Below are 11,818 nucleotides of genomic sequence, written 5' to 3' on the forward strand. Positions count from 1 at the left end.
GAGACGACGCGGGCAGCCACGACACCAGGAGAACCGCGAGGCGTCTGAGAATGAAATTTTTCAGTCGACGGTTCATGGCTTCCACAATCCCGATCGCCGGGTCACTGCAATGCTTCGATGTTGTGTTTTACGAAGGGTGCGGGATATCGTCGATTATACTGGTTGGTTAAGTCGCGCAGTTCTCGCGGCGTGCACGGTTAACACCAAGGTTTATGTCGAGTCGCCGGCTCGTCAGAGCGGCCGTGGTCCCTCGACGGTTCGCTCGTCAGCGCCAATTCGCCTGTATGACGGCAGCAGCGGCTCCGCCGGCCTGCCTTCCCTCCACTTCAAGGGCGTTTGTCCTACGATGCGCTTGAAGACGGTGGTGAAGTGCGCTTGGGTGCTGAACCCGACACTCAGTGCGATGTCGACGATCGATTTGTCGGTCGTTCGCAGCATGTCCTGCGCAGCGGAGACGCGCTGCTTCAGCAGATATTGATGCGGCGTCAGTCCGGTTGCGCGGAAGAACAGCGCGGCAAAATGCATTCGGCTCAGCCGGGCTGCACCGGCCATGTCCGCCAACGTCACTTTCTCATCGAGATGCGCGGCCACGTACTCCACGACGCGCTTGATGCGCCACTTTGACAGTCCGCCGTCCCGGTTGACCTGCACAGGCGAGGCCGGTTTCGTATCGGCGCTGATCATCCTCGCCACCGTGACGAGCCTGATCGCGTCCGCGTAGATCCCGCCGAACTCCGACTGATCTCGCTCCGCGGCGGCAAGCGCCTCGGAGAGCCGGCGCACCACCGGATCCTGGTCCATTCGCGCTTTCGGCATCTCCCGGATTGCCTTGCTCACGAGACCATCGAAGCTCAGTGACGCCTCGACATTCCTTCCCACGCCTGCGATTTGAAGGGCGCGCTCGGTCTCAGGCGCACCTGCATTCGGCACGACGCGTACAGAAACGCCGAGATGCTTGAGATCGATGCCAATGACCGGGGTATCCGGCCGTGCTGCGTGCTCTGCCGATTGCTGGACTGCAGAACGGTTATCCAAAAGTTCGGCAGCGGATATCGATACGGATCGTTCTCTAAGAAGCTGGGCGGGATGGCACGACATATCTGGCCTCCTGAAATCTCAAGCTCGACTGGCGTCGACTATCGGTGGCTAACAATATGGACCGCTTTGTCTCACGATGGTGTCATACATTGGTATGGACCGTGAGAAGTAACGAATGAGCAATCGGCGAGGTCTTCACGAAGAGCTGACGGACGCTAGCGCCGCAGCCGTCGATAGCAATCCAGTCAATACGGTCATTCGAAAATCGGAGCGATGATTTTTGTGCAGAGGCATTTTTGCAAAAGCGCACGTTGGCGAACGCCGCAGCCACTCGAACGCCGTTCGAGCTATCGGACGAGCAGAAAGCTGAGCCTCAGAACAGCAGAGCTTCGCTCAACGGGAGCGAAGGGAAGCCCAATCAAGGGTCGGCTGATTTGAACGAAGATAGAACGGGCCGAGGAGCGTCGACGCGTTGAGTGCCTCCGAATCATGCTCTGGTTCAGCGCGGCCACAACATTGTGAAGGACAGCGTCGTCACCGACGCATTCAACGATATTTGATGCCGGATGCGCTCGCTGAAATGTGTGCTGTAGCGTGCAATACTGTGCTCTATACCCCGCGGCCAGGGGGCGTCGGGAGTGACGCAAATGAATTTGAATGCCGCAATTGCCGCGGCTAACCGTAATGGTCGGCCCGAACGTAGTGAAGCAAACGGAGCCGGTGGAAACGGATCCGATCCGAACGTGCGGTCCGATCAGAACCCGAGTGCGGAGCGCGGCCAGCCGACCTGCCTCGTGGTCGAGGACGATCGCACCATGCGGCACCTCGTGATGAACTATCTCGAGGAGCACGACATTCGTGCGCTGTCCGCGTCGGGGCGGGACGAGGTCACTGGTCTCTTGGTTACGCGCGAACCTAATCTCGTCATCCTCGACCTGCGGCTTGGCCAGGAAGATGGTCTCGATCTATTGCGCGAAATCCGTTCACACTCCGACGTGCCGGTGATCATCACGACCGGCCATCGCCGCGACGAGATCGATCGCGTGGTCGGTTTGGAGCTCGGCGCCGACGATTACATCACGAAGCCATTTGGCCTGAGGGAGCTGCTGGCACGGATCCGCGCGGTGCTGCGCCGGCGCGAGACCGGACAGACCGCGCCGCGCGATCCGGAGAAAGGCCGTTATCGATTCGGCGGCTGGCAACTAGATCGGCGCAGCCGGCGTCTTTCCGATCCGAGCGGCACGCAGGTCGCGCTGACGAAGGGCGAATACGCGCTGCTGGTTGCCTTCCTCGACGCGCCGCAACGACCGCTCTCGCGCGAGCAGCTTTTGCAGGCCACCCGCGTGCACGAGGATGTCTTCGACCGCAGTATCGACGTGCAGGTCTTGCGTCTGCGCCGAAAGCTGGAAGGCGATCCGAGCACGCCGAAGGTCATCCTGACCGAACGCGGCGTCGGCTATGTGTTCGCGCTTTCGGTCGAGCGGCTCTGACGATGGCCAATCGCGCCGTGCGGCGGATGGTCGCAAGTTCTGCTTCGACGCATCTCGCAGTCGGGGCCGCGGGCGCAGCGGGTTCCATTACAATGGTAGCCCTTAATTCCGGGGCTGGAATGCTGTCGCAACATGCAAACGGCAATCTCTCGAGGGTGAAAAATCCTCGGGAGATGTCAATGAAGTTGGACAGGAAGAAGCTGCCCGCCAGCCGATGGCGGACCGACCGTCGCACGAGCGTCGTGCGCCGGTACCCGATGCGCGCGGTGACGACGCACGCAAGTCCCGCCAGCGAGCGGCCGTCCGTGAATGGTGCCTTGTGGTGGCCCTCAAGGCTGATGCTGAAAGCCGTCGGGACGTTCGCCGTCTGCAGCGACGTTGCATTCCACAGCGTCATTCTCTCGCTGATGTCCTGGACGGTCGCCCAGGTGTTGGAGGGGTGCGCGGCTTACGCGCCAGGCATGTATCCTTACGCGCTGGACCCCGACGAGCTGCGCGGCCACCATCCGCCTGCCATCATCGAATTGCGAAGCCTCGAAAGCCGCGGCGATGCCGAGAATAGCAACATCGCATACCTGGAAAGCCGCGGGAATCGTCGGCAATGATGCGGTTATGGTCGCTGGTCGGATATCGGCGAAGCCGAACGAATCTTGCGGCTGCGCAGGCCTCCGCTCTGCCGGAAATGCTGCGTGCGCGCCGCTGGCCGCCATGGGCTTGCGCAGCGCTCCTCTTGATCGCCACCGGTGCAGCCACGCAAACCATCCCGACCGCTCCCGCTTCGCGCCCAATTCCCATCGCCGATCAGGAGCCGATCACGCCCATTCCAGAGCCTACCGCGACCGATCCGCTCAAGCTTGCGCTCGGAGAGCGGTTGTTTGCGGACACCCGCCTGTCGAATGATGGGAAGCTGGCGTGCTCCTCTTGTCATGACATCACTACCAATGGCGCCAGCCGCGATTCCGCGATGGTGAGACATGACGGTTCAGATGCTCCATTTGATACATTGACGATCTTCAACGCGGCGCTCAGCTTCCGCCTGAACTGGGAAGGCAATTACCGCACGCTCGAATCGCAGGCCAAATCGTCCCTGGAGAATCCGGCCAATATGGCGACCAGCATGGAGGACATCGTCGCCAGGCTGAATGCCGATCCCGAAATGGTGCGGCAATTTCGCGCCGCCTACGGCCGCGCGCCGGACCGCGCGTGCGTCCTCGACGCATTGGCGACCTTTGAGAAATCGCTGATTACGCCGGGAAGCCGCTTTGATCGTTGGCTCGCCGGAGATACGTCCGCATTGTCAGCCGCGGAGCTTGGCGGTTACGAAATATTCAAGTCGTTTGGCTGCATTTCCTGCCACCAGGGAGTGAATATCGGTGGCAATCTGTTCCAGCGCCAGGGGATATTCCGTCCGCTGGTCCACGCGAAGCCTGATGTCGTCCGCGTGCCGAGCCTGCGCAATGTGGCGACGACGGCGCCCTATTTTCATGACGGCAGTGCGGCCACGCTCGAGGAGGCGGTGCGCAAGATGGCGGCGGCGCAGCTCGACCGCAGCTTGACGGATGACCAGGTAACCGCGCTCGTCGCGTTCCTGCAGACGCTGACCGGAAACTACCGTGGCATACCCGTCAAGGGATCGCCGCCATGACGCCGCTTCGGGCCCTGGCGATCGTATTCGCGCTCGTCCTGCTGCTGACCTGGCTGTCGCTGCGCGCGATCAATCCGGAGGCCGAGCAGTTCGATCGCGCGCTCGCCGAGCTTGAGCGTTTTGCAATGCTGGACAGCTCGCTCTATCGCGACGTTTTCACCGCGCGCGCCGGCACCCTGCGCAACTACGATCCGCTGGTCCGTGAGATCAATGCGATGCACAAATCGCTCGACCGCTTGCGACAGTCGGCGGCCATCGACGCCGAAACGAGCGAAGCGGTGGGCCGCCTTGAGGCGTCGCTTGCGCGACAGGAGGAGCTCGTTGACCGATTCAAGAGCGACAATGCACTCCTGCACAATTCGCTGACGTTCTTCGAGCGCTTCAGCCTTCACGCGACGGCGGGCGATCTCGGGCCTTCGATCAGCGCCGCCGCGGCGGCGATGCTGCAGCTCACCCTCGACACGTCGGACAGTGCGGTGCGTGAGGTCAAGGATCGGCTGGACAGCCTCGCCAATCAGGCACGCCCGTTCGACGGCGACGTCATCGGACCATTGCTGGCGCATGGACGGCTGCTCCAGAGCTTGCTGCCCGCGGTCGATGGCGTGCTGAAGGAGATGCGGGCGATCCAGCCGAGGCTTGAGCAGGATCAGCTCCGCAGTCTGCTCCTTGTGCGGCAAAACGAGTCGAGAACCACGGCACGGGAGTTTCGCTGGCTGCTCTACGTGACATCGCTGGTCCTTGTCGCGTTCCTGGTGCACCTCGGTCTTCGCGTGCGTTCGCATGCGAGGGCGCTTGAACGCCGCGCGACGTTTGAGCATGTGATCGCGGGCATTTCGATGCGCTTCATCGACGTGCTGCCCGAGAACCTGGATGGCGAGATCGAACGGGCCCTTGCCGACTTGATGCTGTGCACCGGCTGCGATCGTACCTATGTTGTGTGGTCCGGGACTACCCCTCGGCTGTACGGGTGGTCGAGGGCGGGCAGGGACTTTCCTCCCGGCTGGCCGGAAGGCGCGCCGGCACTTGCGGCTCGATTCGCGCCCACCGTGGACGGCGTGGTCCACGTCCCGAACGTCAATTCGTTGCCGGTCGGCGCAGACAGAAGGGCCTTGATGGATGTTGGCCTCGGTGCGTGGGCCTGCGTGACCGGCGTCGACCAGGAGGGCACCAGCGTTGCGCTGGGTTTTGACACGATTGGCCGCCCCTGCCGGGTGACGGATACCGTCGAACTCAGTCTTTTGCGCATGGCGCTCGATATCATCATGTACGCCGTTGGGCGGCACGCGATGGAACGGGAACGATGGCGCCTCGAGGAGCGCCTGCAGCAGGCGCGCCGCATGGAGCGGATCGGCACGTTCACAAGCGGCATCGCCCATAACTTCAACAATATCCTCGGCGGGATCCTCGGCCACTCCGAAGTGATCGAGGAACAACTCGGCCAGAACAACCGCTTCGCGCAGAATCTCCGTGCGATCCGCCGCGGGGCGGAGCGGGCGCGCGACCTGGTCGAGCAGATCCTCCTGTTCGGACGGCACCGCGACGCGCGGCGCAGGCCGCTCAGTGCGCATAGCCTCGTGACGGAAGCGGTTTCGCTGCTGAACGTTTCGCTGCCCGGCAACGTCGATCTCGCGATCCGCGAGCCGCTGGCGACCGCGATCGTGTCGGGCGAGCCTGCGCAGTTGCAGCAGGTGATCCTCAACCTCTGCAACAATGCCGCGCAGGCGATCGGCGATCACGGCCGTGTCGAAATAGCGATGGACATCCGCGAAATCACCGAAATCCGTTCGCTCAGTCACGACACGCTTCAGCCGGGCCGCTATGTCTGTATCGTGGTCACCGATACCGGCCGCGGCATGGACGATGCGACACTGGCGCGGATCTTCGAGCCGTTCTTCACCACCCGTTCCTCCGGAAACGGATTGGGACTGGCGACGGTGCGCGAGATCGTACATGAGCATGGCGGGGCGATGAACGTGCAGAGCGTTCCCGGCAAGGGCAGCCGCTTCGAGGTTTGGCTGCCTTGCGTGGCGATGGCCGCGCCGATCTCGGACATCAAGCCGGCGATGCTGCCGGTGGGAAAAGGCGAGACCGTGATGATGGTCACCAGCGATCAGGCGCGATTGCTGCGGGACGAGGAAACGCTGGCGGCGATCGGCTACGAGCCGGTTGGATTCGGCACCGCTGCGGCGGCGTGCGCCGCATGCAGCGCCAAGCCCGACCGGTTCGATGCGGCGATCGTCGGCTATTTCGGATCGACGGCGGCGTCGCTGGAAGCGGCGGCGGCGCTGCATGCAGCGGCGCCACAGCTTGCGATCGTGTTGGCCGCGAGATCGACCGAGGAGATCGGCGCCGACACTTTGGTGGCCGCCGGCATCAGCGACGTCGTGCATTGGCCGCTTGTCACGTCGGAAGTCGCGGCTGCGCTCAGCAATTGCGCAGCACGCAGGGAGCCGGAAGCAAAACCGCAAGTCCGCTCATTGCGTGCGTCGCGTCCCGAACCTGCCGACGCGGGCACGAGCTCGCCATCGTTGTCGTCGCGGCTACGGCGTCCGATCGGCCCGCGGCGGCAGCCTTATGCCAAGTCTTAGCGCTTCGGTTCTGACGGAATCAGAACCGAAGCGTTAGATTCTTGTTTGACGCGTTTTCGTCACGCGAACCGGTGTCCGCTTCGCTCGAAAATGCTCTGGCCCCTACGCCAGCATATCGCGGACCAGGGGCACGACCTTGCGACCGTAGAGCTCGATGCTGCGCATCAGCTTTTCGTGCGGCAACGGGCCGGCTGAGTATTTGAGCTGGAAGCGCGCGATGCCGAGCGCCTTGACGGTGGCCGCAATCTTTCGTGCGACCGTCTCGGGCGAGCCGACATAGAGCGATCCGTGGTCGGCCTCGCGCACGAACTCGTCGCGGCCCATTGGCGGCCAGCCGCGCTCCCTGCCGATGCGGTCGCGCATGGCCTTGTAGTCGGCGAACAGCTCTTCGCGCGCTTGCTCATCGCTGTCGGCCACATACCCCGGCGAATGCACCCCGATCGGCTTGACCGGGCGGCCGAGTTGCTTGAACGCGCGGTGGTAGAGTTCGACATAGGGCGCGAAACGCTTGGGGTCGCCGCCGATGATCGCGAGCATCAGCGGCAGGTCATAGCGTGCGGCGCGCACCACCGACTCCGGGCTGCCGCCGACGCCGATCCAGGTTTTCAGCCGCCCGTGCTCGACCTGTGGAAACACGAGCTGGTTGTTCAGCGGGGCGCGCAGCTTGCCCTGCCAGGTCACCGGCTCCTGCTTCAACAATTCGACGAACAGGTCGAGCTTCTCCTCGAACAGCGCCTCGTACTGGTTGAGGTCGAAGCCGAACAGGGGAAAGGATTCGGTGAACGAGCCGCGGCCGAGGATCACCTCGGCGCGGCCGTTCGAGGCCGCATCGACGCTCGAAAAGCGCTGGAAGACGCGGATCGGATCATCCGAGCTCAGCACCGTCACGGCGGAGCCGAGCCGGATTCGCCTGGTGCGTGCTGCGATCGCCGCCAGCACCACTTCGGGCGCGGAGATCGCGAAATCAGCGCGATGGTGCTCGCCAAGGCCGATGAAATCGATCCCGATCTCGTCGGCAAGAACAGCTTCGTCAACGACATTGCGGATCACCTGCGCATGCGGCAGCGGTGCGCCGGCGGCATCACGGGTGACGTCGCCAAAGGTATCGAGCCCAAATTCCAGCGATGTGGTCATTGTCATATTCCGGTTTGGCACGGCTTGGCGCAGCGCGCCGCGAGCTTCCAATCTTTAGAAAAGGGGAGGGCCGGCCCGGACGGGCAGGCGTTGGTAGACTTAACTGCGACATAATGACTGGCCAGCGACTGGCAAGGCCAGGCCGCGAAACGCTTGGTTTCCCGCATTATGCCCGACCAGCGGCGCTCGCCACCCCAATGGGTCATCACCCGGGCAGGAACCTGACTTCCGCTGAGGCGTTTCAACCGAGCGGTGGGAGCAGATGAACGTTCGGATGGAGAAGGTGCAATCGGCCGAGACAATATTGCTGCCCCGCAGCTCATCCGTACTCGTTCCGGGCGACACCATCTGGAGAAAATGCGACGCCGGTCGCGTCGCCGTCCTGAACGACGCCGCGGAATATTTTGGTGCCTTGCGGGAGGCGCTGCTGCTCGCCGAGAGGCAGGTCTTCATCATCGGGTGGGACATCCACTCCGAGACTCCGCTTGTCGGGCCATCGGGCGTGGCCGACGACGGCTTGCCAGATACGCTTGGTCCGTTCCTCAAGGCCCTGGTCGAGCAGAAGGACAATCTCGACATCAACATCCTGGTCTGGGATTTCGCGGCACTCTATGCGCGTGAGCGGGAGCGCCATTCGGCCAGGAAATTGGCCAGCCCCACCAACCGCGTCCACATCTGCCTGGATTCCAGCCTGCCGCTCGGCTCGGCGCAGCACCAGAAATTCGTCGTGATCGACAATTCGCTCGCCTTCGTCGGCGGGCTCGACCTCACGATCCGGCGCTGGGACACATCCGAACATGCGCTACATCATTCCTTCCGCAAGGATCCGGTCGGTGTTGCCTATCCGCCGTTCCACGACGTGCAGTGCATGGTGGATGGCGCCGCGGCGAGAGCGCTTGGCGAACTCGCAATCCGGCGCTGGAACGCGGCGGGCTGCGGCACGATGCCGATCGCGATCTACCATGCAGAGCGATGGCCAGACTCGGTCGCTTCGCAAGCCGAAAACATTCCGCTCGGCATCGCGCGAACGGAACTCGGAACGCGCTTTGAGCCCCCGGTGCACGAGGTCGAGCGGCTGTTTTACGCGTCGATCGCCACGGCAAAAAAGCTGATCTACATCGAGAACCAGTTCACCAGCTCAGCCGAGATCGCCGAGGCGCTCGCAAGGCGGATGCGCGAGGTACCGGAGCTGCGCGTCCTGATCGTCACCCCGAAGCGGCACGCATCATGGCTGGAGTCGCGGACCATGCAAAGCGGTCGCGGCGACTTTGTCGGTCCGTTCCATCGCGCCGAGGTCACCTCGCGCATTCGCATGCTCTATCCGCTGACAAGAGACGGTGACGATGCTGTTCCCGTCATGGTCCACAGCAAGCTCATGACGATCGACGACGAATTCCTGCGGATCGGCTCGTCCAATATCAACAACCGCTCGATGGGGGCGGATACCGAATGCGACCTGTGCTTCGAGGCCACCGATGACGGACATCGCCGGTTCATCCGCAATGTCCGCCATCGGCTGCTCGCGCATCACTGCGGGTTAAGCGAAAGCGCGATCGCGGCCAATGAGGAACGTCTGCTTGAATTCCTTGACGCGCATGCCGCATCGCGCGCCGAGAAGGTGCTGCTTCCCGTGGATCTGGAGGATGCCCGGTTTGGTCCGTTCACCGAGATCCTGCAGCCGATCGCCGATCCGAAGGAGCCGCTCGATCTGCAGCGCGCGGCGGATCGGACGTGGACGGCAAGGACGATGGCGGTCGTCCTGGGAATCATCGCGTCGCTCGTGCTGCTGACGCTGGCCTGGCGTTACTCGTTCCTGAGCAGCTATACGGATGTCGGTTACGTGGCGGGCTTGATCGGAAAATATGCGCAATCACCGCTAGGTCCGCCGGCTGCCGTTCTTGCGTTCCTGGTCGGCGGCCTCGTAATCTTCCCTGTCGTCGTCCTGATCGCGGCGACCGCCGCCGCGCTTGGGCCCGTCAAAGGGTTTGTCGCGGCTGCCATCGGCGTGCTGTCGAGCGCCACATTGCTGTTCTTCATCGGGCGCGTTCTTGGCCAGGAGCGCCTGCAATCGATGCTCGGACGTCGCGCCCTGCGGGTCCAGGAACGCATCATCGGCAAAGGCGTGCTCGCGATCGCGATGATTCGCATGGTGCCGGTGGCGCCATTTTCAGTGATCAATGTGCTGGCCGGCGCCAGCCGTCTCAGGCTGACCGATTTCCTGATCGGAACCGCGCTCGGCATGGCGCCCGGGATCATCGCGATGGCCGCGCTTGGTGCGCAGATTGCGGACTTTGCGAGGCACGCCTCCTGGTGGGGCGCGCTGCAGCTTGGATTGATCATCGCAATTTGGCTGCCGCTCTGCCTGGCAGCGCAATTCGTCGTGACATGGTTTGCCGGGCGGCGCAGATGACCGACGTGATCCGGGTGATGACGTGGAACGTGCACGGCACGTTCAACCTGAACAGCAGGTTCGACCTCGATGGCGTCTGTTCTATCTTACGAAAATGGTCGCCCGATATCGTGGCGCTGCAAGAGATCGATTCGCGTGGTGCGACGGAGGATCCGTTCCTGCGGCTCGTCGGCGTCATCGGCGTGCATCGCGTGGAAGCGCGCTCGATCGTCACCGAGGATGGCGATTATGGTCAGGTCCTCCTGAGCCGCTATCCTTTCATTGGCTCCCCCATCATCACCGACGTATCCTATCAGGAACGCGAGCCGCGCCGCGCGATCTCCGCAACGGTCGATACACCCCTCGGTCACGTGTCGGTCGTTGCGACGCATCTTGGATTGAGCATCCATGAGAGGCATGCCCAGGCGCTGGCGCTGGCCGATCTCGCCAAGGCGCCGCGGACCATCGTGCTCGGCGATTTCAACGATTGGTTCTGGGTGAAATCGGTGCGGCGCGTGCTGGTCCGATCTTGTCCGGTGCGGACACGGCTGCGGACCTTTCCCTCCCGCTTGCCGCTTCTTCGTCTCGACCGCATCTATGTCGATCGTGACGGCGACATCCTCAAAGCCTGGACCGATCGCGAAGCGAGGCGCTACTCGGATCATCTCCCCGTCGTGGCGGATATCGTGTTCGCTGGATAGGCGCGCGAGCGGCGCGGGATCATTCCGTCCATTTTTGATGATCGGCGTAGAAGGCGCCCCGCGCCGTGCTTCAAAAATTTGGATAGCCATTTCATTGACCAAAACGGGCTTTCCCGGGATATTCGATGCAGCAGATTGTGCTGCTTCGGGGTTACCGCATGAGAGCAAGAGACCGGAAAGTGGTGGGCGATATGCGCAAGCGCATGACCCGTCGCTGTGTCTCGGCGGCGACCGGAGCCTGTTGCTGATCCCGCCTAGTTACCGACCTCAACCATGAATCAGACGGGAGCGCCGCAGCAGTGGCGAACGAGCACGCATGTCCAAAGCCTATGTCATCGAAGTTTCCAACCAGACCGCCGGCATCGTCGTGGGTGACGAGCGCGGCTTCCGCTTCTTCTCTTCCGAACGCGCGTTCGACAGTCTCGAGGGCGGCCATTTCGGCTCGGCCCGCGCCGCGGAACGCGCAGCACGGGCGCTGATCGAGCGGCGGCGACGCCCCGACAATCGAACGGCATTCTGACCGCACATGAAAGGACGGATCATGACCGCAAGACAAGGCTGCCGGGTTCGTAGCTTGTGTGGCGAGCCACTGCTGCCGGTCGAGAACCAACTGATCGGCTGGAGCCTTTGCATCGGCGTGGTGGCGCTGATGATCCTGGTCGCGATCAACCACTTCGTGCCGATCGCGGTGTAGGCCGCGAGGTCACCTCTCCCGCTTGCGGGCAGGGGAATCGCATATGGATTTGCGGCCTCTATTGCGTTGTTTTGCAGGATGGATTCTGAGAGCGGCTCCCACAAGGCGGAGGGAGTCGTATGGGGAAGTTCAAGAAGGC

10 protein-coding genes are annotated in these 11,818 nt (G+C 63.0%); 8 read left to right on the plus strand and 2 right to left on the minus strand.

What is annotated here, in order from left to right; translation table 11 throughout:
- Positions 1-231: 231 nt before the first annotated feature.
- Positions 232-1,098, minus strand: a complete 867-nt coding sequence (locus ACZIRK_RS34530) for a helix-turn-helix domain-containing protein (RefSeq protein ID WP_474418981.1) — start codon at positions 1,096-1,098, stop codon at positions 232-234.
- Between the two features lie 683 nt (positions 1,099-1,781).
- Here ACZIRK_RS34530 and ACZIRK_RS34535 point away from each other — a divergent pair.
- The 4 genes from ACZIRK_RS34535 to ACZIRK_RS34550 all read left to right on the plus strand — a co-directional run bounded on the left by ACZIRK_RS34535 (position 1,782) and on the right by ACZIRK_RS34550 (position 6,761).
- The gene (locus ACZIRK_RS34535; protein ID WP_282531312.1) at positions 1,782-2,528 is read left to right on the plus strand and encodes a response regulator; all 747 of its coding nucleotides are present in this window, start codon (positions 1,782-1,784) and stop codon (positions 2,526-2,528) included.
- Between the two features lie 179 nt (positions 2,529-2,707).
- Positions 2,708-3,133 carry a hypothetical protein gene (locus ACZIRK_RS34540; RefSeq protein ID WP_474418982.1) on the plus strand — a complete coding sequence of 142 codons (426 nt, stop codon included), beginning with the start codon at positions 2,708-2,710 and terminating at the stop codon, positions 3,131-3,133.
- Positions 3,130-4,173 (plus strand): cytochrome-c peroxidase, encoded by a 1,044-nt coding sequence (locus ACZIRK_RS34545; protein WP_474418983.1) that lies wholly within the window; start codon positions 3,130-3,132, stop codon positions 4,171-4,173. Before ACZIRK_RS34540 ends, ACZIRK_RS34545 begins: the two co-directional genes overlap by 4 nt.
- Positions 4,170-6,761 (plus strand): two-component system VirA-like sensor kinase, encoded by a 2,592-nt coding sequence (locus ACZIRK_RS34550; protein ID WP_456643941.1) that lies wholly within the window; start codon positions 4,170-4,172, stop codon positions 6,759-6,761. The genes ACZIRK_RS34545 and ACZIRK_RS34550 overlap by 4 nt, the downstream gene beginning before the upstream one ends.
- Positions 6,762-6,863: 102 nt before the next feature.
- Here ACZIRK_RS34550 and ACZIRK_RS34555 read toward each other — a convergent pair whose 3' ends face one another.
- Positions 6,864-7,895 carry an LLM class flavin-dependent oxidoreductase gene (locus tag ACZIRK_RS34555; RefSeq protein ID WP_474418984.1) on the minus strand — a complete coding sequence of 344 codons (1,032 nt, stop codon included), beginning with the start codon at positions 7,893-7,895 and terminating at the stop codon, positions 6,864-6,866.
- A 262-nt stretch (positions 7,896-8,157) separates the two neighbouring features.
- On the opposite strand from ACZIRK_RS34555, the gene ACZIRK_RS34560 reads away from it, so the two are divergent.
- The 4 genes from ACZIRK_RS34560 to ACZIRK_RS34575 all read left to right on the plus strand — a co-directional run bounded on the left by ACZIRK_RS34560 (position 8,158) and on the right by ACZIRK_RS34575 (position 11,679).
- On the plus strand, positions 8,158-10,305 hold the full coding sequence (locus ACZIRK_RS34560; protein ID WP_474418985.1) for a VTT domain-containing protein: 2,148 nt from the start codon (positions 8,158-8,160) through the stop codon (positions 10,303-10,305).
- Positions 10,302-10,985, plus strand: coding sequence for an endonuclease/exonuclease/phosphatase family protein (locus ACZIRK_RS34565; protein ID WP_028165693.1), 684 nt, complete (start codon positions 10,302-10,304; stop codon positions 10,983-10,985). Before ACZIRK_RS34560 ends, ACZIRK_RS34565 begins: the two co-directional genes overlap by 4 nt.
- A gap of 316 nt (positions 10,986-11,301) precedes the next feature.
- Positions 11,302-11,505, plus strand: coding sequence for a hypothetical protein (locus ACZIRK_RS34570; protein ID WP_130225046.1), 204 nt, complete (start codon positions 11,302-11,304; stop codon positions 11,503-11,505).
- A 21-nt stretch (positions 11,506-11,526) separates the two neighbouring features.
- Positions 11,527-11,679 carry a hypothetical protein gene (locus ACZIRK_RS34575; protein ID WP_474418986.1) on the plus strand — a complete coding sequence of 51 codons (153 nt, stop codon included), beginning with the start codon at positions 11,527-11,529 and terminating at the stop codon, positions 11,677-11,679.
- Positions 11,680-11,818: the final 139 nt, after the last annotated feature.

The organism is Bradyrhizobium sp. Leo114 (genome assembly GCF_055229415.2).